The sequence below is a fragment of the Aquitalea sp. LB_tupeE genome (assembly GCF_013391415.1).
Taxonomy (GTDB): Bacteria; Pseudomonadota; Gammaproteobacteria; order Burkholderiales; family Chromobacteriaceae; genus Aquitalea.
In genome coordinates, this window is the sequence record NZ_JACAXB010000008.1 from 44,852 (window position 1) to 71,300 (window position 26,449).

Consider the following 26,449-nt stretch of genomic DNA (forward strand, 5'->3'; position numbering starts at 1 on the left):
AATTTCCAAATAAATATTTTTCAGAAATTATTTTCTAACATATACTGCTCAGCAAGCAAGCCAATCAACTGCACGGTTGGCCAACAACACGCATGAGGAGACAGCAATGACCGCAGTAGCCCTGTTCGGAGCCGGCCGTATCGGCAAGATCCACGCCGCCAACCTGGCTGCCCAGCCCGGCGCACGCCTGAAGTATGTCGTCGATACCCACCAGCCTTCTGCACAGGAACTGGCGGCACAATATGATGCCAGCGTGGCCGACATCGACAGCGCACTGGCCGACCCGGAAGTGGGCGCAGTGGTGATTGCCTCCAGTACCGATACCCATGCCGACCTCATCCTGCGTGCCGCTGCGCGCGGCAAGGCCATCTTCTGCGAAAAGCCGGTGGACCTGACACTGGAGCGTGCCCGTCAATGCGCCGCAGCGGTGAAAGAAGCCGGCGTAGCCTGCCTGATCGGCTTCCAGCGCCGCTACGACCCAACTTTTGCCGCCGTGAAAGCGCGCATCGAAGCCGGTGAAATCGGCCAGCCAGAAGTGCTGGTAGTCACCAGCCGCGACCCGGGTGCCCCACCGGTGGACTACATCAAGCGCTCCGGCGGCATTTTCAAGGACATGCTGATTCACGACTTCGACATCTGCCGCTGGATTCTGGCTGACGAAGCCGTCAGTGTGCAGGCCACCGCCAGCGTGCTGACCGACCCGGCCATTGGCGAGGCAGGGGACGCCGACACCACCGCCGTCACCATCCGCACCCGTTCCGGCCGCCTGTGCCAGATCAACACCAGCCGCCGTGCCGCCTATGGCTACGACCAGCGTTTTGAAGTGCTGGGCAGCCTGGGCATGTTGCAGGCCGGTAATCACCGCCCTACCGAAGTCACTGCCTATGGCGGCCAGCAGGTCAGTACCGACCTGCCGGAACACTTCTTCCTGGAGCGTTACCGCGCCGCCTATGCACTGGAAATGGCCCACTTCTTTGATGTGGTGCAGCGCGGCCTTGCCCCGCGCACCACGGTGGAAGACGGCGTCAAGGCGCTGGAACTGGCCGATGCCGCCACCCGCTCCTGGCAGGAAAACCGCCTGATCCAGCTGTAAGCCTTCCCTTCCTCTATCACATGCCCGCCGCCCAAACTGCCGGCGGGCAGGGAGATGTCATGTCTGAACTTAATATCGGTATTGTCGGCCTGGGTCGGCTTGGTCGTCGTCATGCGCTCAATCTGCGCCACCGCATTCGTGGTGCCCGGCTGGTGGCTGCATGCTCACCGCTGGATGAAGAACTGGGCTGGGCTGCAGAAAATCTGCCCGGCGTACACCGCCACCACACACTGGAGGCCATGCTGGCCGAGCCTGATGTACATGCGGTATTTCTGGTCACCCCCACCGCACTGCATGCCGAGCAGATCATCGCCTGCCTGCGCGCTGGCAAGCATGTGTTTTGCGAAAAACCGCTGGCCTTGAATGTGGAAGATTGTCAGAAGGTGGAAGCCGTGGCGGCGGATTGCCCGCAGCTCAAGGCCATGGTGGGTTTTGTGCGCCGCTTTGATGCCAGCTATCAGGATGCGGCGGACAAGCTGCAACAGGGACTGGTGGGCCAGGCCTATCTACTGCGCTCACAAACCTGCGATCTGAACGATGAAAACGGCTTTTTTGTGAAGTTTGCCCCCAGCAGCGGCGGCATTTTCATGGATTGCAGCATTCACGATATCGACCTGGCGCGCTGGCTGCTGGGTTCGCCCAAACCGGTCCGTGTCTGGGCCACCGGCACCAATGCCTTGCACCCGGCACTGGCCGATTGTGGCGATGTGGACAATGGCGTGGCCATGCTGGAATTTGCCGATGGCAAGCTGGCCTGCTTCTATGCCTCGCGCACCCAGGCGCATGGCCATGAAACCCTGACCGAAATCTTTGCCACCGCCGGACGGCTGACCGTGGGCGCCAATCCGCGCGCTAACCGGGTGGACATCAGCGATGTCCACGGCGTGCGCAATGAATGCGTGCAGGATTTCTACCAGCGTTTTGCCGAGGCCTTTGTCAGCGAAGCCCAGCATTTTGTCGATGCCGTGCTGTACGACCAACCGCTGGCGCTGAGTCTCACCGATGCCACCGAAGCCACCCGCATTGGCCTTGCCATCACCCAGGCCTTGCGCAGCAAACAGGTGGTGGAGCTGTGTCGAGTGACATAACGTCTGCCCGCGTGCAGCTGGCAAGTGGTTTCACCCTGTCCGTCCAAGCGCCACACGTGAAAACCTTGTTGCCAGCAACACAATAAACGATCAAGCTCGCTCCCTATCCTAACCACCGATTGCGGGAGCGATCTTGGAAATTCTCCCCGGCCTCGCGCTGGATCCAAGCACACTGATCTTTTCCATCGGTGCCCTGGCACTGATGTTGTCGACTATTTCCTGGAGCATGGCACTGGCCAACCAGCGCCAGTCGCTGGGGCTGGGTGCCTGGGCCAGCGGCACGGCCAGTGTCGGCATTGCCTTTGTACTGTTTTTCCTGCGCGGCCATGTCAGCTGGTTTCTGAGCTTTCTGGTGGCAAACAGCCTGGTCTTGTTCGGATCGTTCTGCAGCCTGCTGGCACATGCCCGCTTGCACGGCTTTCGCCCGCCATGGCGGCTGGGACTGAGCAGCAATCTGTTCGGCATGAGTGGCATCCTGCTGGTGTACTACCTGAATCAGCCGCGCCACATCGCTGTATTTACCCTCAGCCTGGCATTGGCCGCGCAATTAACCATCGCTGCCACCCAGACCCTGCGTCATGCCCATCGTCCGCGTGCCACTGCAGTATGGCTGGCCTGCGCCATGCTGCTGACACTTGCCAGCGCCTATGGCCTGCGTGCCTTGGTCAGCCTGACTGCACAAGCCGACAGCGTGGCCCTGCAGGCTCATGCCATGCCGCAGATCGGGGCATTACTGACCGGTGCGGTAGGGCTGGTGGGGGCCTCGATTGCCTTTTTTGCCATGGTGCATGACCGCCAGCAGCGGGAAACGCTGGAGCAAACGCGCCGCGATGGCATTACCGGCCTGTATACCCGGGCTGCCTTCCTGCAACTGGCGCAGCAACTCATCGCACAGGAAAATGGCACAGCCTACGCGGTCATCATGCTCGATCTGGACCACTTCAAGCAGGTCAATGACCGCTTCGGACATGCCAATGGCGATATGGCGCTGAGCCAGGTGGGACGGATCATGGCCAGTGTGTCGCGACCTGCCGATATTGCTGCGCGTTATGGTGGGGAGGAATTCTGCGTATTGCTGCCACAGACCGATGCCGGTGGAGCAGCGCAGATGGCAGAAGCCCTCCGCCGCCAAATGGCCAGCAAACCCGTACAGCTACGCCAGGGCCAGCAGTTGCAGCTGACCCTGTCTGCCGGCCATGCGGTGTGGCAAAGGGGTGAAACTCTGGAGCATGTCATCGAACGTGCCGACCAGGCCCTCTACCGAGCCAAGGCAGCAGGCCGTAACCAGGTGTGTGCGGCAGCGCTGCCGGAACAGGCGCAACAAGCACAATACGCTCCGCCCACAGCCTGATCAGGCCAGCCTGCAATCAGGGCCGCATGCTGCCCTGCTCCACCAGCCGCCCATGCCAGGACAATGCCTCTCCCAGCAGATGCGGCGTGTGCTTGCCCTTGCTGGCGTGGCAGGCGCGGTCGAAGTAATCCTGCAGCAGCGGGCGATAATCCGGATGCGCACAGTTGGCAATCACACTGCGCGCACGCTGCTTGGGCGACAAGCCGCGCAAGTCGGCCAGTCCCTGTTCGGTGACGATGATGCAGACGTCGTGCTCGGTGTGATCGACATGGCTGACCATGGGCACGATGCAGGAAATCGCGCCGTTTTTGGCGGTGCTGGGAGTAACAAAGCAGGACAAAAAGCCGTTACGGGCAAAGTCGCCAGACCCGCCAATGCCATTGATGATGGAGGTGCCTGCCACATGAGTGGAGTTGACGTTGCCGTACATGTCCGCCTCCACCATGCCATTGATGCCGATGCAGCCCAGACGGCGCACAAGCTCGGCATGGTTGGAGATTTCCTGCGGCCGCAACACGATGCGCTCGCGGTAGTGGTCGATATTGCGGGCGAACTCCTGCACGCCTTCCGGGCTGAGCGACAAGGCGGTAGCCGAGGCCATGCGGATGGTGTCGGTGCGGATCAGATCCAGCATGCCGTCCTGAATCACCTCGGTAAACGCTGTCAGATTGGTAAAGCCGCCATCACGCAAGCCACCCAGCACCGCATTGGCGATATTGCCCACGCCGGATTGCAGCGGCAGCAGGTTTTCCGGCAAACGGCCCATCCTGATTTCATGCTGGAGGAATTCCACCAGATGCCCGGCAATGCGCTGGCTGGTTTCATCCGGCGGCGTGAAACGCCCCAGCCGATCCGGTGCATGGGTTTGCACCACCGCCACCACCTTGGCCGGGTCTACGCGCAAATAGGGCTCGCCGATGCGGTCGCCCGCCTGGGTCAGCGGAATCGGCTGGCGATTGGGCGGCAAGGCGGTGCCGTAGTAGATGTCATGCATGCCATCCAGCCCCAAGGGCTGGGTGCTGTTGACTTCCAGAATCACCTTGTCGGCCAGATCCAGCCAAGTCTTGTTATTGCCGATGGAGGTGGACGGAATCAGCCGGCCATCAGGCAAAATGCCCGCCACTTCCACCACCGCCAGGTCGATCTTGCCCAGAAAGCCAAACCAGGTGTACTGCGCCACCTGCCCCAGGTGCACGTCCATGTAGTCGATCTCGCCACGGTTGATGCGCGCACGCAGCTCCGGGTCGGACTGGTAGGGCAGGCGAAAATCAATGCCGCCCGCCTTGGCCAGTGCGCCATCCAGCTCCGGTGCGGTGGACGCACCGGTGAGCACACGCAAGGCAAATTTCTCGCCTCGTTCCTGCGCTGCCTCCATGCGGCCAGCCAGCGCCAGTGGCACTGCCTTGGGGTAGCCGGAGCCAGTAAACCCGCTCATGCCCACGGTCATACCCGGCTGGATGTGTGCGGCGGCCTCTTCAGCCGACATGATTTTCCCTGCCAGACCGGCATGGTGAATACGTTGTTCCACTTGTTGTTCCCTTGCAATTTCCGGCCTGTTGCGGCCTGGTGTTTTATCGAGCGTCGTGCCGTTCTGAAGTGTCGGCTTATTGTTGGCTGCCAACTTTGTCTTACGTTCACGTCAGCTAGCCAAGCCTGCTACTTAAGCAGCTTCAACCGGATTGCGGAGAACTAATCAGGCAAAACATGACCTGAATCAAAACTTGTTTGACCAAAGCTGATATAGGGTAGCCCTTGATTTTTTGCCTGACAAAAATGACATTTACATTTATTTTTATAAATTTTAATTTATTTGTCATAAACATACATCCCCACACTGCCATCGTGCCAAGCCGGAAAAAACCGGCATCGCACCACTCACATCCCCTGTTTGTTCTGTATCAAATTTGCATCAAATAGCTATATTTGACTGCCCGCGCAAAAAATTCGACCGCAAGGACTGGATTTGGGGATTAAACATTGTTAGCTTCTATGGGTTTTGGTAATTCAACCAAATGCCATGTCATCACCCCCAGCATCCAGACAGACCAATCCGCCAGAGACGGACAAGGACCGGCGCACCCTGCTGATTGAAGCCGCCTTGGAAGTCCTTCTTCATGACGGAATCATGGGGTTTAGCCAAAGCAAGGTGGCACGCCAGGCCGGCCTGCGGCAAAGCCATCTGACTTATTACTTTCCCACGCGCAACGATTTGTTAACCGTAGTGGTGGAACACGGCTGTCAATTAGTGATCAATGCTCAGGACTGCAGCGAACCTGCGGCCTTGGGCAGCCTGGAAGATTTCCGGCTGCGGATGTGCAACAACGTATGTGACACCCGCATTGCCCGCCTGATGGTGGCGGTTACCGTGGCAGCAGAAACCGACCCGCGGCTCAAACAGTGGATCAGCGATTTTGACCGCCGCATGTTGGACAACAAGAAAGAAGCATTCCAGCAATACGGCATCAGCTGCAGTACCAGTGAACTGGCGCTGTTCCACAGCACGATTGCCGGCATCGCACTACGCAATCTGAACAGCAGCACTCCGGAAGATCACGCCGAAGCCCGGCACCGGTTTTTGCTGGCATTCGACCGGCTGATTCTTGCGTCGCATCCGACACAAAGATCAGAAAAACCTTAGGAATCAACTCGCCCACAAGGCAGGACAATGCCCACACCCTTTCCTGGGGACCTGGCATGAAATGTAACAGGAGCATCATGATGCATCCCACCCCCTCTCCCGGCCGACAAGCACATGGCCGGACACTGATTGCGCAACGCGCTTTGCTGCCCCTGCTGCTGGGTCTTGGCCTGACCGGCTGCACGCTGACTCCGCCCACGCGGGCACCGCAGATGGTTGATGGCCAGATGCAAAACTACGGCAGCAAGCTGGCAGATCAACAAACCGCAGCCAGCCCCACCGGCATTGGTAACAGCGGCATTTCCCAGCACCTGGCTTATGGACAGCAGCTTCCCGCCGAATGGTGGCAGCTGTTCCGCTCTCCGGCGCTGGACAAACTGGTGCGCGAAGCCTTGCAGAACAACCCCAGCCTGACTGCTGCGCGCGCAGCGTTGAAGCAGGCCGAGGAAAACTACAATGCCACTTCCGGTTCGCTGCAGTATCCCTCGGTCAGTGGCCAGTTAGGTGCCAGTCGGCAACACCAGCTGTTATCGGGCAGTACGCCTGACAGCTATAACGTGTTGAGTGCCGGGCTGAACGTGTCCTACTCCCTGGACCTGTTCGGTGCCAACCGCCAACAATTACTGGGACTGATGGCAGCTACCGACTATCAGCGCTACCAGCTGGAAGCCACTTACCAGACCCTGATCTACAACGTCGTGACCACTGCCATCCAGGAAGCGTCACAACGCGCCCAGTTGCAAGCGACGCAAGACATGCTCGCTGCCAGCGAACAACAACTGCGCATTGTGGAAAAACAGGCCGCACTGGGCGGCGTGGCCCGCAGCAGCGTGCTGTCGCAAGCCACCCTGGTGGCACAAACCCGTGCGCAGCTCTCGCCGCTGGAAAAAGCACTGGACCTCACCCGCCATCAGCTGGCGGTTTATATCGGCAAGTTCCCGTCAGAACAGGGCCTGCCGGAATTCACCCTGGACAGTCTGCAACTGCCAGCCGAATTGCCTGTTTCCCTGCCGTCCGAACTGGTACGCCAGCGCCCGGATATCCGCGCCAGCGAGGCCTTGCTGCAACAGGCAGGTGCTGCGGTTGGCGTAGCCACTGCCAATCAGTATCCGCAAATCAACCTGACCGGCAGCTTTACCCGCGAGCGCTTGTTTATTGGCCCGGCCACCACCGGACTGAGCCTGTGGAGCATCGGTGCCGGTGTTACCCAGTCCCTGTTTGACGGTGGTTCCTTGCGCGCCAAAAAGCGTGCGGCAGAGGCAGCATTCGAACAAGCCCAGGCCCAGTACCGCGATACCGTACTCAAAGGCTTCCAGAACGTAGCCGACAGCCTGCGTGCGGTCAGCGCCGATGCGAGCACTCTGCAAGCCCAAACCGAAGCAGAAGCCCGGGCACGCGAAACCTTGCAGCTGACGGAAAAACGCTTCCGGCTGGGTGCCGTCAGCCAATTGGCGCTGCTGGACGCCCAGCGCAGCTGGCAACAGGCGCGCATCAGCCTGATCAGCGCCAGTGCCAGCCGTCATGCCGATTCCGCTGCGCTATTCCTGGCACTCGGAGGAGGCTGGTGGAACCGCAACGGCAACGATGCCAATGCAGAGCAGTCCGCTCAGGCTCGTCCCTGAACCCGGCACACAAACAACACGCAATCTAGAGAGATAAAAAGGAAAGCAATATGACCAAGCGAATGTTCATCATGCTGGGAGGCATAGTGCTGCTGGTAGTGGTGCTGGGGCTGGGCTTCTTCATGCATATCCGCAGCCTGATGGCGGCTGCTCCCAAACCGACACCACAGGTTGTCAGCACCATCACCGCGCACACCAGCCAATGGCAACCGCAACTCAAGTCCATCGGCACCCTCAGCGCCCAACATGGTGTGGACATCAGCAGCGAAGTGGCCGGCCAGGTACGCAGCGTTCTTTTCCAGTCCGGTCAGGACGTCAAGGCTGGCGACGTACTGGTACAACTGAACGCAGATGCCGACATTGCCCAGTTGCATGCGCTGGAAGCCGCTGCTGAACTGGCGGCCATCACCCTGAAACGGGACCAGGCGCAACTGGCCGTACAAGGGGTGGCCCAATCGCAAGTGGACAATGACGCGGCTGACCTGAAAAGCAAAAAAGCGCAAGTGGCACAACAAGCTGCCGTGGTGGCCAAGAAAACCATTCGCGCTCCGTTTGCCGGACGAGTGGGCATCACCAGCGTCAATCCGGGCCAATACCTGAATGCCGGCGACAAGATTGTCACCCTGCAACAGATCGACCCGATCCATATCGACTTCAACCTGCCCCAAAGCCAGCTTGCTGCCATTCATACCGGACAGAAAGTGGTGGTGCAAACCGATGGCACCGCGGACAAACAGTTTGTTGGCAGCGTGAATGCCATCAACCCCAAGGTCGACCCCAATACCCGCAACGTGCAGGTACAAGCCTTGATTGCCAATCCGGGCCGCAAACTGCTGCCAGGCATGTTTGCCAATGCCAGCCTGGACACCGGCAAGCAAATGCCTTACCTCACCCTGCCGCAGACAGCAATTACCTATAACGCCTACGGCTCCACCGTATTCGTGGTGGTGCCGGCCGGCAAGGATGCTTCAGCTGCAGGTGGCAATCTGGTGGCCAAGCAGGTATTCGTGCAAACCGGGCCGACCCGTGGCGACCAGGTGGCCATTCTCAGTGGCGTGAAGGAAGGTGACCAAGTTGTGACTTCGGGTCAGGTCAAGCTGAAAAATGGCATTGCCGTGGCCATCAACAACAGCGTACAGCCGGCCAGCAACCCCAATCCGACTCCGCAGGAACAGTAAGGGCCCGCCATGAACTTTACCGATATCTTCATCCGGAGACCGGTGCTGGCCACCACCATCAGCTTGCTGCTGGTGGTGCTGGGCTTGCGCTCGCTGTTTGGCCTGCCGGTCAACCAGTACCCGCAAACCCAGAATGCCGTGGTCACCATCTCCACCACCTATTACGGTGCGGATGCCAAAACCATTGCCGGCTTCATCACTCAGCCGCTGGAAGGTGCCATCGCCCAGGCGCAGGGCATTGACTACATGTCCTCCACCAGCAATAGCGGTGTGTCCACCATTACCGCCAACCTGCGGCTGAACTACGATGCCAACCGGGCGCTGACCGAAATCAACACCCAGGTCAATTCGGTGAAAAACCAGCTGCCCTCCCAGGCACAGCAGCCGGTGCTCACGGTACAGACCGGCCAGACCACGGACGCCATGTATCTTGGCTTTTACAGCAAGACACTGGCCAACAACTCGGTAACAGACTTCCTGAACCGAGTGGTCAAGCCCAAGCTGGATGCCATTCCCGGCGTGCAGACTGCCGAATTGCTGGGTGCGCGCCAGTTCGCCTTACGCGCCTGGCTGGACGCCAACAAGATGGCCGCCCACGGCGTGACTGCCACCGACGTAAGCAATGCGCTGGCCAGTAACAACGTGCTGGCTGCCGTGGGCAAGAGCAAGGGGCAGATGGTCAGCATTCCGTTGACCGCGGCGACGGACCTGCACAGCGTGGAAGAGTTCAAGAAGCTGGCAATCAAGCAAAGTGGCGATGCCATCGTGCGGCTGGAAGACATTGCCACTGTCACCCTGGGTTCGGAAAACTACGATTTCAACGTGGCTTTCAGTGGCGAACGCTCAGTGTTCATCGGCATCAAGGTAGCACCGGAAGCCAACATCCTGGACGTTGCCAAGACCGTACGTGAAGCTTTCCCAGCCATCCAGAAGCAACTGCCCTCCGGCCTCACCGGGCAGATCGTGTATGACTCCACCGACTTCATCAACACCTCGATTCATGAAGTGGTGAAGACCCTGCTCGAAGCTCTGGTCATCGTGACCGTGGTCATCTTCCTGTTCCTCGGCAGCTTCCGTGCCGTACTGGTGCCGGTGATTGCCATGCCGCTGTCGCTGATCGGCACTTTTTTCATGATGCTGATCCTGGGCTACTCCATCAACCTGCTGACCTTGCTGGCATTGGTACTGGCCATTGGCCTGGTGGTGGACGACGCCATCATCGTGGTGGAAAACGTCGACCGGCACATGAAGGAAGGCAAGTCACCGTTTGAAGCGTCCATCATCGCGGCACGCGAGCTGGGCAGCCCCATTCTGGCCATGACCGTGGTACTGGTGGCCGTGTATGTGCCTATTGGTTTCCAGGGTGGCCTGACCGGTGCGCTGTTTACCGAATTTGCCTTTACCCTGGCATCCGCCGTGACGGTGTCCGGCGTGGTAGCCCTCACCCTGTCTCCCATGATGTGCTCGCGCTTCTTCCGCCCCGAGCAGGATGAAGGCCGCCTGGTCAAAGCCATTGATCACACCTTCGAGAGGGTGCAAAACGGCTACCGCCGCCTGCTGCACAGCCTGCTGGAAACCTGGCAGGTACTGGTAGTCATGGCAGTCATCATGCTGGCGCTGCTGGGCGTGATGACCAAGATGTCGCAGTCCGAACTGGCACCGGAAGAAGACCAGGGCATCGTGTTGGGCCAGATTGTCGGCTCACCCACGGCGACGGCTGACCAGATGCAGACTTATGCCCAGCAAATGTTTGCCATCAGCAAGGCCACCCCGGAATACGAGCAGATGTTCCAGATCACCGGCACGCCGACTGTCAACGCCGGTATTGGCGGCATTCTGCTCAAACCGTGGGAAGACCGCACGCGCAGCGCCAAGCAAATCCAGCAGGATCTGCAAGACCGCTGGAACAAGATTGCCGGTGCACGGGTAGCAGCCTTCCAGTTCCCTCCGCTGCCTGGCTCATCCGGCTTGCCGGTCCAGTTTGTCATCAAGACTACCGAGCCGTTTGAAAACCTGAATGAAGTGGCCCAGCAGCTGCTGAACAAGGCGCAAAGTTCCGGCAAGTTCTACTTTGCCGACGTGGACCTGAAAATCGACGCACCGCAAAGCACCGTGGTGATCGACCGGGACAAAGCCACCGCCATGGGCATGACTCAGCAAGATGTCGCCAATGCCATGAGCGCGGCCATGGGCGGCGGCTATGTCAACTACTTCTCCATTGACGGCCGCTCCTACAAGGTCATCCCGCAATTGCTGCAAAAGGACAGACTCAACCCCGCACAGCTGCTGGACTACCAGGTACGCACGCCGAATTCCGGTGTGATTGCCCTGTCCACCATCGCCAAACTGAAAACCGAAGTAGTGCCGGAATCCATCACCCGATTCCAGCAACAAAACTCGGCCACCCTGTCCGGTGTATCCGGTCAGGCACAAGGCGAAGTGCTCAAATACCTGGAAGACACACTGAAGGAAATAGCGCCCAGCGGTTATACCGTGGATTACGCCGGTCCTTCACGGCAGTTCAGTCAGGAATCCGGTGGTTTTGCCCTCACCATGCTGTTTGCGGTAATCATCGTGTTCCTGACCCTGGCCGCGCTGTTTGAAAGCTTCCGCGACCCCGTGGTGATCCTGGTCTCGGTACCGCTGGCACTGTTTGGCGCGATGATCTTCATCTTCCTGGGCTTCTCCTCCATCAACATCTACACCGAGGTGGGCTTGGTGACACTGATGGGCCTGATCAGCAAGCACGGCATCCTGATTGTGGAGGTCGCCAACGACCTGCGCAGCAAGGGTGCCAGCAAACTGGACGCCATTGTCGGCGCGGCGGAAATCCGGCTGCGCCCCATCCTGATGACCACCGCAGCCATGGTATTTGGCGTCATCCCGCTGGTAATTGCCTCGGGTGCCGGTGCCGCCGGTCGCCACGCCATGGGTCTGGTTATTTTCACCGGTCTGTCCATCGGCACCTTGTTCACCTTATTCGTGGTGCCTGCCATGTATATGGCACTGGCCTCGGAGCATCACAATAAGGAAGCACAGGATCACACCACCACATCAACAGCGGATATCACCTGATACCACATTGATGTCACCAAAAAGCCCGCATGTGCGGGCTTTTTTCATGCCGGCAGCACGCAAAGTGATGCTTTATTGACCTAGGCAAAATGAATGTCCGAAACCATGCACTATTATCCAGACATCAACAGCAACAGAACCGGCCATGCTGCACATGGTGTCCAGCGCATACCTTGCGCCTCGACCAACGATGCCTCACCAGGCATCAGCTTCTGCTTGCTGTCATTCCATCATTGCAAAACATCCCCCAACAGGAGATAACCAAATGGACAAAGCAATCAAGGCAGCCATGGAAGGCCTGCTACGCGTTGCCACCGGCGAAACCCCGCACATCCGTCGTGCCAACTGCCCGGAAAACGGCTCCGAAGATCGCCAGGTCGACTGCCCGGCATGCCAGGCCATCGAGCGCGCAGAAAAACTGCTACACCCACAATGGGCTGACAAAACACAGATTCTGGAAACAGTCATTCGCCGACTGGATATCGGCTAAATCGGGTGCACCGGCGTTGTTGCACAAATCCGCCCGTCCAGCGGCTTGGTAAGATAGTGGCATGACCAAGCCCGCTCCAAAACGCTATCGAACGACCAACTGGAACGCCTACAACCAAGTCCTGATCCAACGCGGCTCTCTGTCCGTCTGGCTGAACACGATCATGTCATGGCAGGCGACTCCACGAGGCAAGCGCGGACGGACGCAGACCTATAGCGATGCGGCTATTCAATCTGACTATCAAGAACCTGTTTGGACTGCCTTTGCGGCAGTCCTTCAGTTTCATCCAGCGGGCTTTGTTACACAAATCAGGGCTTGCATCCGTCCGGTAGGATGACCGCATGAGCAAGCCCCCTCCCTCCCAAGTACCAAACCATCAACTGGCAGTCCTGTAATCAGTCCCTCAAGCAACGAGGGCAGCTCCTTCTCTGCCTCGACAAAGGCATGCACTGGTTGGCACCGGCTACCGACAAACGGGGACGGCAGCCCACTTTCTCCGATGCTGCCATCCAGTTCCGTCTCACCATCAAATGCCTGTTTGGCCTGGCGCTACGGCAAACCACAGGTATGGTCGAAAGTATGTTGCGCCTGGCTGGATGCTCTCCCGCCGACAAAAGGACCTACAAGTGAGCATTCTGTTGCAGAAGAAGCAGGCTTGCCTGTATCTCTTGGTGGACAGTACCAGCATCAAGATGATAGGTGGGGGCGAGTGGAAGGTGAAAAAGCATGGTGCTGACTACCGCCGCCAATGGAGCAAACTGCATCCGGGAATTGATGCGCTAACGTTGGAAATCCGGGCAGTGGAAGTAACCGACAATCGCACCGCTGATGCCACGCTGCCGCCAGAGCAGCAGAGCGAATTCCGGCGACAGAGGGACTGATGACCGTGACCAGGAATGGGGCGTACGACACCCGTCTATGTCATGCCGCGATTGCAGAGCGCGGAGCTGCGGCCATCATTCCGCCACGTCGAAACGGTCAATTCTGGAAAGGGAATTCACTGGGCAATCAGGCTCGCAATCTGTCGCTACGCTCGGTGAAATATCTGGGGTGCACACTCTGGAAAAAGTGGAGCGGCTACCATCGCAGCAGCGTAGTCGAAACGAAAACGCACTATTTCAAATTGCTGGCAGACCGCGTCAAATCGCGGGACTATGACCGCCAGGTGGCGGAGCTTCAAATCTGTGCAGCGATTCTAAATCGCGTCACAGCACTGGGCACGCCGCAAACGGTCCGCATGGGATAAATCCGACTGGGGATGGAGTAGTTCGGCCATTCATTGATTTACGCAACAAAGCCCCTTGGAGTTAACCCTCCGATCGCACCGCCTCGCCAGAACTCATTCGGTCCTTCAAATTGCCATTCAAGTAATCGTCCGGGTTCAGTTCCGGCGAGTAGCTAGGCAGGAAGAACAACTCAATTGCCTTCTTGTTCTCTTCTTCCTCCAGCCATGCCTAGGCCAAAGCAGCCAGATGCCCACCAGAAATAGGGAACCCGGTGATCCACATTGCCCAAATTTGCTTACATGGTGGTTACACAGCCAGAAAAAGAAAAAAGGGTTACAGGAAAAATCACTGTAACCCTTTGATTTACATGGTGCCGGTAAGAGGAGTCGAACCCCCGACCTTCGCATTACGAATGCGCTGCTCTACCAACTGAGCTATACCGGCTTACCAACTTGGTAAAAAAGCCTTGAGTCTCTGTGAAGAAATTCAAGGCTTTTTTTAATCTGGTCGGAGTGAGAGGATTCGAACCTCCGGCCTCTACGTCCCGAACGTAGCGCTCTACCAGGCTAAGCTACACTCCGATATGTGTCCCGCATTTATTTTTGCGAGATAAGCAATTTAACTGTTTTTCAGTTTTTTTGCAACATTTTTTTCAGAAATCTGGTCGGAGTGAGAGGATTCGAACCTCCGGCCTCTACGTCCCGAACGTAGCGCTCTACCAGGCTAAGCTACACTCCGCTTCCATTTTTCTGATCCTCGAATGTCTGCTTTTTGACCTGTTTCCGGGTTACAATCAGCGGCATTCAGAGGACGCGCATTATGGAACATTTATGTGGTTTAAGCAACTATCTTTTTATAGATTGAATCAGGAATCCCTGCACGAAACCGGCAAGCTGGTACAGGCACTGGAAAAGACCCCGTTCCAGCATTGCGGTGGTCTGGACTGGTTCAGCGAAGGCTGGGTCGCAGCGGCCTCGCATCTGGACAGCCCGGTCTACCAGGCAAGAGACTGCCAGTTACTGTCACTGAAGCGCGAAGACAAAGTACTGCCTGCTGGCGTCATTCGCGACTTTGTCGAGCTGAAAGTCCAGGAAATTGAAGACAAGGAACTACGCAAGGTTGGCCGCAAGGAAAAACTGGCGCTCAAAGAACAAGTCACCGATGATCTGCTGCCACGGGCATTTGTGCGCACACACCGCACTACCGCTTATCTGGATTGCCGCCGCGGCTGGTTGATGGTGGACTCAGGCACCGCCAGCAAGGCAGAAACTCTGGTTTCCAAACTGCGCGAGGCCCTGCCTCCCTTCCCGGCAGCACAGCCCCGAACCAAACTGGCACCACACACGGCCATGACCGATTGGCTGGCTGCAGGTGAAGCACCGTATGGTTTTGAGCTGGATGCAGATTGCGAGCTGAAAGATGGCAGCGAAAATGGCGCCGTTATTCGCTGCACCAGGATGGATCTGACGTCCGATGAAATCCGGCAGCATATCGCCACCGGCAAACAAGTCACGCGCATCGGCCTGATCTGGCAGGAAAAAGTACGCTTCATGCTGACAGATACATTGCAATTGAAGCGAATCCAGTTCCTGGATGTTCTGCAGGAAGAAGCCAGTCAGGCAGGTGACGACAGGGAAAGCCTGTTTGAAGCTACCTTTACCTTGATGAGCGAAGAGTTGGGCGAGCTGGTTGAGGCCTTGATTGAGGCCTTGGGCGGGCTGGAAGATAGCCAAGCGAACATGAGCAGCGCAGAAACCACCCCCGCGGCTGGCCGCCAAGAACCCGTCAGCGAAAAACCTGCAACAAGCCCATCAGACCTCCCCTGGGACTAACGTCCCTCAGGGAAACAATGAAGAGCCTTCGGGCTCTTTTTTTTTGATAGCACAAAACTAACAATCAATTAACAACAATCAATTTAACAAATCTATCGCCATACCGGATACTGCATGCATATCAAGAGCAGCAAATTTGTAAACTGAGACTTGTACCAGACATTTTGAGGATGCAGTCAGCTAGGATTATTCCTATTAATTTTTAAGAAGCATCCCAGTTATAAAGAACAGGCGATGCAGTACAAATACATCAAGCAATCCAGTACACAGGGAGTGCCTTATGCAAAACCAACAAACGTGGCAGGAAGTATTGCTCGACATATTGGCTGCATTTTCCGGTTTGCAGTAACTACACTGGGAAACAACCACCAGTCCATTTCCTTGTAAGGCATCACAAAGATCCGTGCCTTGACCGGGATATCAGCAAATCAATGGAGGCGAGTCCGCAAAGCTCGCCACACTCACAGCACTAAAGAACAGGAGCAAGTGATGGCACATACAACAGGTTCCGCAGGTAAATGTCCGGTTATGCACGGTGGCATGACACAGTCCAGCATGTCCAACACCGACTGGTGGCCCAAGTCGCTCAATCTGGACATATTGCACCAGCATGACAGCAAGACCAATCCGCTGGGTGCGGATTTCAACTATCGCGAAGAAGTGAAAAAGCTGGATGTCGAAGCGTTGAAGAATGACCTGAAAGCGTTGATGACAGACAGCCAGGAATGGTGGCCGGCTGACTGGGGCCATTACGGCGGCCTGATGATCCGCATGGCCTGGCACGCAGCGGGCAGCTATCGCATTGCCGATGGTCGTGGTGGCGCAGGTACCGGCAACCAGCGTTTTGCCCCGCTGAACTCCTGGCCTGACAATGGCAACCTGGACAAGGCACGCCGCCTCCTGTGGCCGATCAAGAAAAAATACGGCAACAAGATCAGCTGGGCAGACCTGATGATTCTGGCCGGCAACATGGCTTATGAATCGATGGGTCTGAAAACCTTCGGCTTTTCATTTGGCCGCGAAGACATCTGGCATCCGGAAAAAGACATCTACTGGGGCTCGGAAAAGCAGTGGCTGGCGCCGAGCGGTAGCGAAGGCAGCCGCTACTCTGGTGTACGCACGCTGGAAAACCCGCTGGCTGCAGTGATGATGGGCCTGATCTATGTCAATCCGGAAGGTGTGGATGGGCAGCCTGATCCGCAAAAAACCGCGCACGACATTCGTGAAACCTTTGCACGCATGGCGATGAACGATGAAGAAACTGTCGCCTTGACTGCCGGTGGTCATACCGTGGGCAAAACCCATGGCAATGGCGACGCAGCCAAATTGGGCCCCGCCCCGGAAGGTGCCGAACTGGAAGAACAAGGCCTGGGCTGGATGAATCACACCAGCCGCAGCATTGGCCGCAATACCGTCACCAGTGGCATCGAAGGTGCCTGGACCACCCATCCCACCCAATGGGACAACGGCTACTTTGACATGCTGATGGGCCATGAATGGACCCTGACCAAGAGCCCGGCCGGTGCCTGGCAATGGATTCCGATCGACATCAAGGAAGAAGACAAACCGGTAGACGTGGAAGACCCGAGCATCCGTTGTATGCCGATCATGACCGACGCCGACATGGCCATGAAAGTGGACCCGGTATATCGCGAAATACTCGAACGTTTCCATAAAGATCCGGCGCACTTCTCCGAGGTGTTCGCCCGTGCCTGGTTCAAGCTGACCCACCGCGACATCGGCCCGAAAACCCGCTACATCGGCCCGGACGTGCCGCAGGAAGAGCTGATCTGGCAAGACCCGGTACCGGCAGGCCGCCGCGACTATGATGTCGATGCCGTCAAGGCCCGGATTGCCGCCAGTGGCCTGAGCGTGGCCGAACTGGTCAGCACTGCGTGGGATAGCGCCCGTACCTTCCGAGGTTCGGACAAGCGCGGTGGTGCCAATGGTGCCCGCATTCGTCTGGCCCCGCAGAAGGACTGGGAGGGCAACGAACCGGAACGGTTGGCCAAGGTACTGAAGGTATTGGAAGGCATTGCCAGCGAATTCTCTATCAGTATTGCAGATGTGATCGTACTGGGTGGCAATGTGGGTATCGAACAAGCTGCGCGTGCGGCAGGCCATGCTCTGACCCTGCCGTTTGCGCCGGGTCGTGGCGATGCCACTGCCGAGCAGACCGATGCCGAATCGTTTGCCGTACTGGAACCGCTGGCAGATGGCTTCCGTAACTGGCAGAAACAGGATTACATCGTCAGCGCAGAAGAACTGTTGCTGGATCGCTCCCAACTGATGCGCCTGACTGCCAATGAAATGACCGTACTGATTGGCGGCCTGCGTGTTCTGGATACCAACCATGCAGGTAGCAAGCATGGCGTGTTTACCGATCGCCCTGGCCAGCTTACCAATGACTTCTTTGTCAATCTGACCGACATGGCTTACACCTGGAAGCCGGCTGGGCAGAATCTGTACGAAATTCGCGAGCGTCGCAGCGGTACGCTGAAATGGACTGCAACACGGGTTGATCTGGTGTTTGGTTCCAATTCTATTCTGCGTGCCTATGCCGAGGTGTATGCCCAGGACGACAACCAGGCCAAGTTCATCCAGGACTTTGCTGCCGCCTGGACCAAGGTCATGAACGCGGATCGCTTTGATCTGAGCTAATCAGCCCCCAACAGGCAGTCCTTGCCTGCTAGCCCACAGCGGTATCGCCTTCTCCGGTGATACCGCTTTTTCATTTCCAGCTTGGCATCCGGACTTGCTAGCAGCGCAATACCGTCTCTCATTGATATCCCGGCGGCGAGCTGTACAATGGCAAACCTTCATTTAAATTAGCAATTGAAGCTTAAATATTATAAATTTTACTTGCGAATAATTATCATTAAAATACAAATATCAACCTCTACAGGAGCGTTTCATGTCCCAAAACAAACACAAGCCTGCCGTCAAATGGCAGCAGATTCGTGTGATTACCGGATTGCTGATTGTTTGCAGTGGCTGGGGCTGGATGATTGAGTCGGTGGTACAAGGCACGATGTAGTAACCGTCACATTTGGCCAACAGCAGACGGGTTAGCCACAATGCTTTATTGTCTTGCCAGCGCCGGACAGCATTACTATTTCTTAATAGTAAATAATATGATGACAAAATAGCCATTTTTTTAACATGGCAATCCCATTAAGCTGTTCACATGGCAATTACCACAGGCATGACAATCATGAGCACCCGACAAGCAGCACTGTTCATTTCACATGGCGCCCCTACCCTGCCGCTGGAAGACAGCCCGACACGCCACTTTCTGACCCGACTGGGTGAAACGCTGCCGCGTCCCCGTGCCATTGTGGTGGTTTCAGCGCACTGGGAAACCAGCATTCCCACCGTCAACCTGGCTGCCAAGCCAGAAACCATGTACGACTTCGGTGGTTTTCCGGCAGCGCTCTACACCTTGCGCTATCCGGCCAGCACCGACCTTGGCCTGGCCGCAGATGTGGTAGACCGGCTACGCAATGCCGGGCTTCGGGTGGGCACCACCGACCAGCGCGCACTGGACCATGGCATGTGGACACCGCTGATGTTGATGTACCCGGCAGCAGATATCCCGCTGGTGATGGTGTCCCTGCCGCATAACGCAAGCGGGGAGACCTATTTCCAGATGGGGCGTGCGCTACGGGATCTGCGCGATGACAATGTACTTATCATCGGTTCTGGCAGCTATACCCACAATCTGTGGCAACTGAGCCGCGATGGCAGTGCGCCACAAGCCTGGACCGAAGCTTTTGCCCAATGGATGGACCAGGCATTGCTGGAAAACCGTCAGCAGGACATTCTCAACTGGAAACGGAATGCCCCGCTGGCCAGGGAAAACCACCCTACCGACGAACACTTCAATCCTCTGCTGGTGATGATGGGTGCAGCCACGGACAATACCGCGCCGGTAAAACTGCACGACGACTGGCGCATGGGTTCACTCTCCATGGCGTGCTGGCAATTTGACTAATCAGGTAGCAGGCCCTTTGCCAGAGGGCCTCTACCTTGAACAGGCGGTCACAGGGTTTTCAGCTTGCCACGGAAGTCAGCCAGGCACTGATAGCCTTTTGCTTCCATCAGCATGGCCAGCTCCTGCAGGATGCGGGCAAAAGCCCCCTCACCCTCCTCATAAAGGCAGGTGCCAATCTGTACCGCAGTGGCTCCAGCCAGGATATGCATGAACGCCTCCCGGCCACTGCTGATGCCACCGCAGCCCACCACATGCTTGTCCGGCAAGCGCCGGACAAACTCGCGCACATTGGCCAGTGCCGTGGGTAATACATAAGCCCCGCCCAGCCCGCCCAGCCCGTCCTTGGGCTTGATCACCACGCACTCGCGCTCCGGGTCGATCACCAATCCATTACCAATCGAATTGATGCAGGTAACAAAGCGCAAACGCGGGAAAGCATTGAGCACCCCAGCCATCTGATCAAAATGTACCGGGTCGAAATAGGGCGGCAACTTGACGCCGAACACGCCGGGATAGACATCACTCATGGCCTGCAAGCTTGCCAGACAAGCGGCAGGATCGTAGCCCAGCTGAGGCTTGCCAGGCAGGTTGGGACAAGACAGGTTGACTTCGGGTATGCAGGGCAGGTATTGCTCGGCCAGGCTGGCCAGCATCTGCAGATTGTCTTGCAGACTCATGCCAGACAGCGACAGGAACAGCGGTTTGCCAGCTTCATACGGGTAGCCACGCGCATAGTCCAGATAGTAGTCAAACCCGGCATTGGGCAGGCCCATCGAATTGATGCTGCCCAGCAGTGTTGCACAGTAGCGCGGCTCCGGATTGCCTTCTCTTGGCTGCAAGGTGCAGCTCTTGCTGATGACAGCACCGGCAGCAGAATGACGGACTTGCTCCAGCTCTTCCACCGAGCGGCACATCACACCGGAGGCATTGTACAAAGGATTGGTCATGGTCAGACCAAGCCAGGAAACAGACAGGTCTAGCCGCATGTTCACTTGCCTCAACATCAAAAGGCGCAGTGTGAGCCGACATGCCAGCCCCGGTACTGCGCCACGTCAAGCACCATGAAAAACGGCCGCTTGGCGGCCGTTTTCAGACAAGGCAGGACGCATCAGCGCAAATAGTGAACCCCCTGATAGAAGACAAAGGCGATGACCCAGGCCAGCAATACCGACCATGCCACTGACAGCGCAGTAAAGGCGCGGCTTTTTGACTCACGCCGTATTGCAGCAACCGTGGACAAACAAGGCACATAAATCAGGGTGAAAATCAAAAAGCTCATGGCCGAAGACCAGTCCAGATGGTGCAGCAACGCCGCGCCAAGGCCTGCTTCCGGCACACCGTAAATGACAGCCAGGCCGCCGAGCAGAATTTCCTTGGCCACAAAGCCCACCAGCAGGGCAACGGCCAGTTCATGCCGGATGCCAATGGGGTCGAGTACCGGTGCCATCACGCTGCCCAAGATATCTGCCAGCGTCTTGTCCTGGCCTGCCGGGATATGGGACACCAGCCACACCAATACCACGCCCATCAGGATGAAGCTGGAGGCCAGTTCCAGAAAGGCACGCACTTCACCAGCCGCCCGGATCAGCATATGACGCAGGCCCGGCAGGCGGTAAGGCGGCAGCTCCAGCAAAAATGCCTCGTTACCACGATAACGATGCTTGAACACCCAGGCAGTGAAAATGGCTACTGCAAAGCTGAGCAGATACAGTAGCAGCAACACCCAGGGCGCCTGCTGTGGCCGGAACAATATGCCGGAGAAAAACACTACCACCTGCAAGCGGGCCGAACACAGGGAAAAAGGAATGATCAACATGGTAAGCAAGCGTTGTTTGCGCTCGCGCATCACCCGCGTTCCAAGTATGGCGGGGACATTACAACCAAAACCCATCAGCTGCATGACGAAGCCACGCCCATCCAGCCCCAGCCGGGCCATGAAGGCATCTGTCAGATAAGCTGCCCGTGCCAGATAGCCGCTATCCTCCACCATGGCCATCAGGATGAAGAACACGAACAGAATGGGCGCAAAGGTCAGCACGGTGGATACCCCCTGCCAGATACCATCCAGCAGCAGGCTTTGCGCAATGGCCGGCAATGGAGCAAGCCAATGCCCAAGCGCAGCTTCCTTGAACCAGTCCAGCCCGGAGCCAACCAGGTCTTGCAGCGGTGTGCCAATCTGGTAGGTCAAGTTGAACAGCAGGGCCATGAAACCGAAAAACAACGGCAAGCCCAGCCATGGATGCATCAACCAGGCATCCACCTTTTCGGTCTGCCCCACCGGCAGCACCGGCGGCAAGCTCCACACCCCCTGCAAACAAGCATGCGCCAGTGCAATGGCCTGCTGGGTTTCAGGCACCTTATCCAACTGGGCGTGCACGGCTGGCTCTGCGCCGGAAGCCTGCCTGTTCAACATGTCCATCAGGCGCGGCCAGCCTTCCATGCGCTTGGCAGACACCAGCGCTACCGACACGCCCAGCTTTTTCTGCAAGGCATCAACATCCAGCTGGATACCCATCAGCCTGGCTTCATCCGCCATATTCAAGACCACGACAGCGGGCAGGCCACTGGCCAGTATCTGCATTGCCAGCGGCAGTTGACGGTCCAGCTGCGCGGCATTCAACACCAGCACCACGGCATCAAATGCAGTGCTCATCAGCACATCACGGACCACGGCTTCATCGTCGGTATAGCCGGTCAGATCGTTGACGCCGGGCAAATCCACCAGCTCCACCATTCTGCCACCCAGCAACACACGCGCACTGGTCAGGTCCACCGTCAGACCTGGCCAGTTGCCTACACGCTGCGACATACCGGTGAGACGATTGAACAGGGTCGACTTGCCGGTATTGGGCAAACCAATCAAGGCAAAACGCTTCATTCAGCCACCTTTACCCGAATGAAACGCGCCAGGCTGCGGCGCAGCAAAAACCGGGTACACCCCACCTCCAGCACCAAAGGCCCACCAAAAGGTGCGCGGCGCGACAAACAAAACTGACTGCCGGGAATCAAGCCAAATGCGGCAACGCGGCGAACTGCCTCATCGGACAGTTCAAGACTGTCAACCACCCCTTTACACCCCAGCGGAAACTTGTCGAGTGACACCATGTGCTGCCCAATAACGCGAATAATTTGCATTATTGTACGCAATAATCCCCTCGCTCTGTAAGGCTTTGCACGGCAGGATGAGGCCAACCCTTGAGCCATATCAATCTGCTCCGGCCGGACGGCAGGAACCGCAGCGTAATCCGTTTGCAAATGTGGCCCTGATGCTGCATAGCGTTTAGAATCTGCCTCATCTCCAATTTCTGTAACGGACCCCCGACCATGAGTATCAAATCCGACAAGTGGATCCGCCGTATGGCGCAGGATCACAACATGATCGAGCCGTTTGAATACAACCAGATCAAGAACATCAATGGCGAGAAGGTGATTTCCTTCGGCACCTCTAGCTATGGCTACGATATTCGCTGTGCCGACGAATTCAAGGTTTTCACCAACATCAACAGCACCATTGTCGATCCGAAAAATTTTGACCCGGACTCATTTGTCGAAGTCTCCGGCAAAGGCTATTGCATCATTCCTCCCAATAGTTTTGCCTTGGCACGCACGGTAGAGTACTTCCGCATTCCCCGTTCGGTGCTGACCGTTTGCCTGGGTAAATCGACTTATGCGCGCTGTGGCATCATCGTCAACGTGACCCCTTTCGAACCGGAATGGGAAGGCTATGTCACACTGGAATTTTCCAATACCACCCCGTTGCCGGCCAAAATCTACGCCAATGAAGGCGTGGCACAAGTGCTGTTTTTTGAGTCCGACGAAGTGTGTGATGTGTCCTATGCCGATCGCGCGGGCAAATACATGGGCCAAGTTGGCGTTACCCTGCCACGCCCCTGAATACCGCATGGCCAACCTGGCCGGCAGTAAAGACAAGGACAGCTTATGGCTGTCCTTTTTTGTTTGGTATGCAATTAAAAGCAGCTCGCATTATTGCTGCCTTGTTCTAGGATGAACTGTACGAAACAGTTTTCCTCGCAAGTCAATCAGCCTTTATTACAGTTTCTTCTTGGGGCGTCGCGGTTCCCCCTTGCCGTAACGCCCCTTTTTTTGCGCTCAAATAAATACAAATGAATATATTAAAATTATTAAAATTCCATAAAGATAAAATCCATTGCACCGAACACCACCGCATGGCATGGCCCCAAACAGAACAGGGCCAGCAAAAGCTGACCCTGGCCCGTACCCACTCCCCACAAACCCGACGCAGACTAAATCACTTCACTTGCCTTCTGGCAGGGGTCCGCCATCAACACCCTGGCGGCTTCGGCCAAGGCGTCCAGATCCTCATCCAGATGTTCCTGCAAATCCATCAAGGCGGCCCGCAATACCACCGCAGCCAACGCTGACTGCTTGTCACTGACACCAAACACATGCGACAGCACCCGCAATTCACGACAGCTGTTCAGATCCAGTGGAATTTCCAGCATGCGCACTGCATCGACATGAATGACTTCATCAGCCACCATTCCCTTGCTGCGACAACTTTCCAGCTCGCCCAGCAAGCCCTTCAGAGCCAGTCCCATCACACTCTCCTTTTAGCTTCCATTTAACCTTAGCTCCGGACAGAGCCCCGACCAAGAACAGGCAGCCAAGATGTTGACTTGAAACAAGATCTTCACGATTCCGGCCCCGGCGGATAGCGATAAAAATCATCATGTACAATGCAAAAATGGCTGCCCTATCACCATAGGACAGCCATTCTCAAATACCAGCGACAACCATCACGCCAAGGGAAAAACCACAGCTGGCAACGTTGGCCGCTGCACCGCAAGCTTGCGGCCCAAGCAACATACAGGCAATCAGCCTTCTTCGGCATCTCCGTCGACATAGAACCAGCGGCCATCTTCTTTACGGAAGCGACTGATTTCGTGCAGCCGTTGTGCCCGGCCATTCACCTTGTAGCGCGCAACAAACTCAACCACCCCGGCCTCATCATCCTTGCCACCGGCTTGAGTACTGAGAATATCCAGTGCCATCCATTTGACAAAGCGCTCTTCACGCGACAAATCCAGTTCAGCCGGGCGGGTGGAAGCATGCCAACTGGCCAGCAGGTAGTCTGCATTGTTCATGGTGTAAGCGGCATAACGAGAACGCATCAGGCTTTCGGCATTGGGAGCAGCCTCCTGGCCATTGATATAACGACCACAGCAGTCCTGAAAAGATGCAGGCAGCCCGCAAGGACAGCCCGTGGATTGTTTTTTCTTGCTCATTGTTTCTATTAGCCCAGCGCGGGCAATCCGTAGAGTTTCAACAGAAAATTGGTAAAAACAGGTTGTGGCGGCTTAGGCTGCATTTTGGGCCAACGTCGGAGCCACTCCCGCAGACGCATTTCCATCCGGGACTGCGATTCTTCCTGAGTCATCTGGCCGGCATCACGTTGCACGGCCAGGTAGCGGTACATGGCAAAGCAGTTGTCATCAACCTGATTGGCACCGACCAGACGCAAACGATAGACATTGAGCTGGTCGGCCGCGGCAACACGGCTCATGCTGCCGGTTTTGACCTTGTCCGCCAAACGATTTGCTTCTTTCAACAGCAAATCCACCTTGCTGTCAGCAGGACTAGCGGTCACAGCAGGGCGTGGGGAATGGCTGCCAGCGTTTTGTGGTGCCGCAGGCTGTTGCAATAAACTGCATGCACTGAGCAAAAAGGACAGCACCGCTAGTTGCAGCAAGGTCTTCAGGATGGAAAGCATGGCGGTAGTGTAGCGGATGTCAGGCAATCTTGGACAAAATCCACCATCATTCAGTTCGAGAAGCAGCAAAAATGACAAAACCGACCGGCGGAGAATGCGCAGTCGGTTTTACCCGGCAAGCCTGTAAACAGTCAGTATCAGGCCAGATGTTCAAACAGCGGGGTAGACAGATAGCGCTCCCCAAAGGAAGGAATCACCACCACAATCAGTTTGCCTGCATTTTCCGGTCGCTTGGCCAGCTCAATAGCAGACCATACCGCCGCACCAGACGAAATCCCCACCAGCACCCCTTCTTGCGTGGCTACTGCACGTGCCGTCGTAAATGCATCTTCGTTTTTAACGCGAATGATTTCATCATACACATCGGTATTCAGGATAGGCGGAACAAAGCCAGCGCCAATGCCCTGGATGGGATGGGGGCCTTTCGGTCCACCCGACAACACGGGAGAAGCATCCGGTTCTACCGCCACGACACGCACACCAGGCTTATGGGATTTCAGCACCTCACCAACCCCGGTGATGGTGCCGCCGGTACCCACACCAGCAACAAAAATATCCACCTGACCATCGGTATCGCGCCAGATTTCCTCAGCCGTGGTGTTGCGATGCACCTCAGGGTTGGCGGCATTTTCAAACTGCTGCGGCATGAACCAGCTGTCCGGGTTTTCTTCCACCAACTGGCGCGCCTTGGCAATCGCACCGCCCATGCCGTCCGGCCCCGGGGTCAGAATCAGTTCTGCACCATAAGCCTTCAGCAATTGCCGGCGTTCACGGCTCATGGTCTCGGGCATGGTAATCACCAGCTTGTAGCCACGTGCCGCGCATACCATCGCCAGGCCGATACCGGTATTACCTGACGTCGGCTCCACGATGGTGGTATGCGGCCCGATCTTGCCTTCTTTTTCGGCAGCATCGATCATGGCAACGGCAATACGGTCTTTTACACTGTGCGCCGGGTTGAAAAACTCCAGCTTGGCCACTACGGTGGCAACGCAGCCCTCGGTCACGCGGTTCAGCTTGACCAGCGGTGTATTACCGATCAGATCGGTTACGGTATTGGCGATACGCATTGTCTTATTCTCCCGGGCAACAATAATGCGGAATTTAATA

23 protein-coding genes, 3 tRNA genes and 1 pseudogene are annotated in these 26,449 nt (G+C 56.8%); 15 read left to right on the forward strand and 12 right to left on the reverse strand.

Features of this window, described 5'->3' with window-relative positions:
* Positions 1 to 106: 106 nt before the first annotated feature.
* The 3 genes from iolG (at position 107) to HWX34_RS02315 (ending at position 3,532) form a co-directional block, all read left to right on the forward strand.
* Entirely contained in the window at positions 107 to 1,093 is a 987-nt protein-coding gene (gene iolG / locus HWX34_RS02305; protein WP_178970809.1) for an inositol 2-dehydrogenase, read from the forward strand.
* Between the two features lie 59 nt (positions 1,094 to 1,152).
* Positions 1,153 to 2,181, forward strand: coding sequence for a Gfo/Idh/MocA family oxidoreductase (locus tag HWX34_RS02310; RefSeq protein ID WP_178970810.1), 1,029 nt, complete (start codon positions 1,153 to 1,155; stop codon positions 2,179 to 2,181).
* Between the two features lie 133 nt (positions 2,182 to 2,314).
* Complete coding sequence (locus HWX34_RS02315; protein ID WP_178970811.1) at positions 2,315 to 3,532, forward strand: GGDEF domain-containing protein; 1,218 nt, start codon at positions 2,315 to 2,317, stop codon at positions 3,530 to 3,532.
* A 16-nt stretch (positions 3,533 to 3,548) separates the two neighbouring features.
* Here the strand turns inward: HWX34_RS02315 and HWX34_RS02320 are convergent, their stop codons facing one another.
* Positions 3,549 to 5,018 carry an acetyl-CoA hydrolase/transferase family protein gene (locus tag HWX34_RS02320; RefSeq protein WP_218645030.1) on the reverse strand — a complete coding sequence of 490 codons (1,470 nt, stop codon included), beginning with the start codon at positions 5,016 to 5,018 and terminating at the stop codon, positions 3,549 to 3,551.
* A gap of 531 nt (positions 5,019 to 5,549) precedes the next feature.
* Between HWX34_RS02320 and HWX34_RS02325 the strand changes: the two genes are divergently transcribed.
* The 7 genes and pseudogenes from HWX34_RS02325 to HWX34_RS02355 all read left to right on the forward strand — a co-directional run bounded on the left by HWX34_RS02325 (position 5,550) and on the right by HWX34_RS02355 (position 13,781).
* The gene (locus HWX34_RS02325) at positions 5,550 to 6,170 is read left to right on the forward strand and encodes a TetR/AcrR family transcriptional regulator (protein WP_178970813.1); all 621 of its coding nucleotides are present in this window, start codon (positions 5,550 to 5,552) and stop codon (positions 6,168 to 6,170) included.
* A 77-nt stretch (positions 6,171 to 6,247) separates the two neighbouring features.
* A complete protein-coding gene (locus tag HWX34_RS02330; protein ID WP_178970814.1) occupies positions 6,248 to 7,792 on the forward strand; it encodes an efflux transporter outer membrane subunit in 1,545 nt (514 codons plus the stop codon).
* A 50-nt stretch (positions 7,793 to 7,842) separates the two neighbouring features.
* Positions 7,843 to 8,970, forward strand: a complete 1,128-nt coding sequence (locus tag HWX34_RS02335; protein ID WP_178970815.1) for an efflux RND transporter periplasmic adaptor subunit — start codon at positions 7,843 to 7,845, stop codon at positions 8,968 to 8,970.
* 9 nt (positions 8,971 to 8,979) lie between these two features.
* Complete coding sequence (locus HWX34_RS02340) at positions 8,980 to 12,045, forward strand: efflux RND transporter permease subunit (protein ID WP_178970816.1); 3,066 nt, start codon at positions 8,980 to 8,982, stop codon at positions 12,043 to 12,045.
* Positions 12,046 to 12,310: 265 nt separating this feature from the next.
* Positions 12,311 to 12,535: a hypothetical protein gene (locus HWX34_RS02345; protein ID WP_178970817.1), complete on the forward strand. Its 225-nt coding sequence runs from the start codon at positions 12,311 to 12,313 to the stop codon at positions 12,533 to 12,535.
* A 61-nt stretch (positions 12,536 to 12,596) separates the two neighbouring features.
* Positions 12,597 to 12,872 (forward strand): transposase, encoded by a 276-nt coding sequence (locus tag HWX34_RS02350; RefSeq protein WP_370459657.1) that lies wholly within the window; start codon positions 12,597 to 12,599, stop codon positions 12,870 to 12,872.
* Positions 12,873 to 12,910: 38 nt separating this feature from the next.
* Positions 12,911 to 13,781: pseudogene (locus HWX34_RS02355) on the forward strand (IS5 family transposase).
* A 61-nt stretch (positions 13,782 to 13,842) separates the two neighbouring features.
* Here HWX34_RS02355 and HWX34_RS02360 read toward each other — a convergent pair.
* From HWX34_RS02360 to HWX34_RS02375, 4 genes are all read right to left on the reverse strand, one after another.
* Positions 13,843 to 13,983: a transposase gene (locus HWX34_RS02360; protein WP_370459659.1), complete on the reverse strand. Its 141-nt coding sequence runs from the start codon at positions 13,981 to 13,983 to the stop codon at positions 13,843 to 13,845.
* 146 nt (positions 13,984 to 14,129) lie between these two features.
* Positions 14,130 to 14,205: transfer RNA gene (locus tag HWX34_RS02365), tRNA-Thr, on the reverse strand.
* A 60-nt stretch (positions 14,206 to 14,265) separates the two neighbouring features.
* Positions 14,266 to 14,342, reverse strand: a tRNA-Pro gene (locus HWX34_RS02370).
* Positions 14,343 to 14,422: 80 nt separating this feature from the next.
* Positions 14,423 to 14,499: transfer RNA gene (locus HWX34_RS02375), tRNA-Pro, on the reverse strand.
* A 92-nt stretch (positions 14,500 to 14,591) separates the two neighbouring features.
* Here HWX34_RS02375 and HWX34_RS02380 point away from each other — a divergent pair.
* From HWX34_RS02380 to HWX34_RS02390, 4 genes are all read left to right on the forward strand, one after another.
* Positions 14,592 to 15,593 (forward strand): recombination-associated protein RdgC, encoded by a 1,002-nt coding sequence (locus tag HWX34_RS02380; RefSeq protein WP_178970818.1) that lies wholly within the window; start codon positions 14,592 to 14,594, stop codon positions 15,591 to 15,593.
* 489 nt (positions 15,594 to 16,082) lie between these two features.
* A complete protein-coding gene (gene katG, locus HWX34_RS02385) occupies positions 16,083 to 18,254 on the forward strand; it encodes a catalase/peroxidase HPI (RefSeq protein ID WP_178970819.1) in 2,172 nt (723 codons plus the stop codon).
* A gap of 253 nt (positions 18,255 to 18,507) precedes the next feature.
* Positions 18,508 to 18,630, forward strand: a complete 123-nt coding sequence (locus HWX34_RS21200; protein WP_255496548.1) for a hypothetical protein — start codon at positions 18,508 to 18,510, stop codon at positions 18,628 to 18,630.
* Between the two features lie 177 nt (positions 18,631 to 18,807).
* Positions 18,808 to 19,587 (forward strand): class III extradiol ring-cleavage dioxygenase, encoded by a 780-nt coding sequence (locus tag HWX34_RS02390; protein WP_178970820.1) that lies wholly within the window; start codon positions 18,808 to 18,810, stop codon positions 19,585 to 19,587.
* A 47-nt stretch (positions 19,588 to 19,634) separates the two neighbouring features.
* On the opposite strand, the gene HWX34_RS02395 is transcribed toward HWX34_RS02390, so the two are convergent.
* The 3 genes from HWX34_RS02395 to HWX34_RS02405 form a co-directional block, all read right to left on the reverse strand.
* Positions 19,635 to 20,573, reverse strand: coding sequence for a dihydroorotate oxidase (locus HWX34_RS02395; RefSeq protein ID WP_178970821.1), 939 nt, complete (start codon positions 20,571 to 20,573; stop codon positions 19,635 to 19,637).
* Between the two features lie 122 nt (positions 20,574 to 20,695).
* Positions 20,696 to 22,465: a ferrous iron transport protein B gene (feoB, locus tag HWX34_RS02400; RefSeq protein WP_178970822.1), complete on the reverse strand. Its 1,770-nt coding sequence runs from the start codon at positions 22,463 to 22,465 to the stop codon at positions 20,696 to 20,698.
* Positions 22,462 to 22,722 carry a FeoA family protein gene (locus HWX34_RS02405; protein WP_178970823.1) on the reverse strand — a complete coding sequence of 87 codons (261 nt, stop codon included), beginning with the start codon at positions 22,720 to 22,722 and terminating at the stop codon, positions 22,462 to 22,464. The genes feoB and HWX34_RS02405 overlap by 4 nt, the downstream gene beginning before the upstream one ends.
* A 189-nt stretch (positions 22,723 to 22,911) precedes the next feature.
* Here HWX34_RS02405 and dcd point away from each other — a divergent pair, with 189 nt between their 5' ends.
* Positions 22,912 to 23,481, forward strand: a complete 570-nt coding sequence (gene dcd / locus HWX34_RS02410; RefSeq protein ID WP_059286513.1) for a dCTP deaminase — start codon at positions 22,912 to 22,914, stop codon at positions 23,479 to 23,481.
* Positions 23,482 to 23,852: 371 nt separating this feature from the next.
* Here the strand turns inward: dcd and HWX34_RS02415 are convergent, their stop codons facing one another.
* The 4 genes from HWX34_RS02415 to cysK all read right to left on the reverse strand — a co-directional run bounded on the left by HWX34_RS02415 (position 23,853) and on the right by cysK (position 26,409).
* A complete protein-coding gene (locus HWX34_RS02415) occupies positions 23,853 to 24,167 on the reverse strand; it encodes a hypothetical protein (protein WP_178970824.1) in 315 nt (104 codons plus the stop codon).
* Positions 24,168 to 24,443: 276 nt separating this feature from the next.
* Complete coding sequence (locus tag HWX34_RS02420; RefSeq protein WP_178970825.1) at positions 24,444 to 24,854, reverse strand: YchJ family protein; 411 nt, start codon at positions 24,852 to 24,854, stop codon at positions 24,444 to 24,446.
* Positions 24,855 to 24,862: 8 nt separating this feature from the next.
* The gene (locus tag HWX34_RS02425) at positions 24,863 to 25,189 is read right to left on the reverse strand and encodes a hypothetical protein (protein WP_255496550.1); all 327 of its coding nucleotides are present in this window, start codon (positions 25,187 to 25,189) and stop codon (positions 24,863 to 24,865) included.
* A 287-nt stretch (positions 25,190 to 25,476) separates the two neighbouring features.
* Positions 25,477 to 26,409, reverse strand: a complete 933-nt coding sequence (gene cysK / locus HWX34_RS02430; RefSeq protein WP_178970826.1) for a cysteine synthase A — start codon at positions 26,407 to 26,409, stop codon at positions 25,477 to 25,479.
* Between the last annotated feature and the right edge of the window lie 40 nt (positions 26,410 to 26,449).

Excerpts from the sequence above, each read along its gene's own strand:
- iolG (WP_178970809.1), top strand. The coding sequence starts at position 107 with ATGACCGCAGTAGCCCTGTTCGGAGCCGGCCGTATCGGCAAGATCCAC.
- HWX34_RS02310 (WP_178970810.1), top strand. The coding sequence starts at position 1,153 with ATGTCTGAACTTAATATCGGTATTGTCGGCCTGGGTCGGCTTGGTCGT.
- HWX34_RS02320 (WP_218645030.1), bottom strand. The coding sequence starts at position 5,018 with ATGTCGGCTGAAGAGGCCGCCGCACACATCCAGCCGGGTATGACCGTG.
- HWX34_RS02325 (WP_178970813.1), top strand. The coding sequence starts at position 5,550 with ATGTCATCACCCCCAGCATCCAGACAGACCAATCCGCCAGAGACGGAC.
- HWX34_RS02330 (WP_178970814.1), top strand. The coding sequence starts at position 6,248 with ATGATGCATCCCACCCCCTCTCCCGGCCGACAAGCACATGGCCGGACA.
- HWX34_RS02335 (WP_178970815.1), top strand. The coding sequence starts at position 7,843 with ATGACCAAGCGAATGTTCATCATGCTGGGAGGCATAGTGCTGCTGGTA.
- HWX34_RS02340 (WP_178970816.1), top strand. The coding sequence starts at position 8,980 with ATGAACTTTACCGATATCTTCATCCGGAGACCGGTGCTGGCCACCACC.
- HWX34_RS02345 (WP_178970817.1), top strand. The coding sequence starts at position 12,311 with ATGGACAAAGCAATCAAGGCAGCCATGGAAGGCCTGCTACGCGTTGCC.
- HWX34_RS02350 (WP_370459657.1), top strand. The coding sequence starts at position 12,597 with ATGACCAAGCCCGCTCCAAAACGCTATCGAACGACCAACTGGAACGCC.
- HWX34_RS02380 (WP_178970818.1), top strand. The coding sequence starts at position 14,592 with ATGTGGTTTAAGCAACTATCTTTTTATAGATTGAATCAGGAATCCCTG.
- katG (WP_178970819.1), top strand. The coding sequence starts at position 16,083 with ATGGCACATACAACAGGTTCCGCAGGTAAATGTCCGGTTATGCACGGT.
- HWX34_RS21200 (WP_255496548.1), top strand. The coding sequence starts at position 18,508 with ATGTCCCAAAACAAACACAAGCCTGCCGTCAAATGGCAGCAGATTCGT.
- HWX34_RS02390 (WP_178970820.1), top strand. The coding sequence starts at position 18,808 with ATGAGCACCCGACAAGCAGCACTGTTCATTTCACATGGCGCCCCTACC.
- HWX34_RS02395 (WP_178970821.1), bottom strand. The coding sequence starts at position 20,573 with ATGCGGCTAGACCTGTCTGTTTCCTGGCTTGGTCTGACCATGACCAAT.
- feoB (WP_178970822.1), bottom strand. The coding sequence starts at position 22,465 with ATGAAGCGTTTTGCCTTGATTGGTTTGCCCAATACCGGCAAGTCGACC.
- HWX34_RS02405 (WP_178970823.1), bottom strand. The coding sequence starts at position 22,722 with ATGCAAATTATTCGCGTTATTGGGCAGCACATGGTGTCACTCGACAAG.
- dcd (WP_059286513.1), top strand. The coding sequence starts at position 22,912 with ATGAGTATCAAATCCGACAAGTGGATCCGCCGTATGGCGCAGGATCAC.
- HWX34_RS02415 (WP_178970824.1), bottom strand. The coding sequence starts at position 24,167 with ATGGGACTGGCTCTGAAGGGCTTGCTGGGCGAGCTGGAAAGTTGTCGC.
- HWX34_RS02420 (WP_178970825.1), bottom strand. The coding sequence starts at position 24,854 with ATGAGCAAGAAAAAACAATCCACGGGCTGTCCTTGCGGGCTGCCTGCA.
- cysK (WP_178970826.1), bottom strand. The coding sequence starts at position 26,409 with ATGCGTATCGCCAATACCGTAACCGATCTGATCGGTAATACACCGCTG.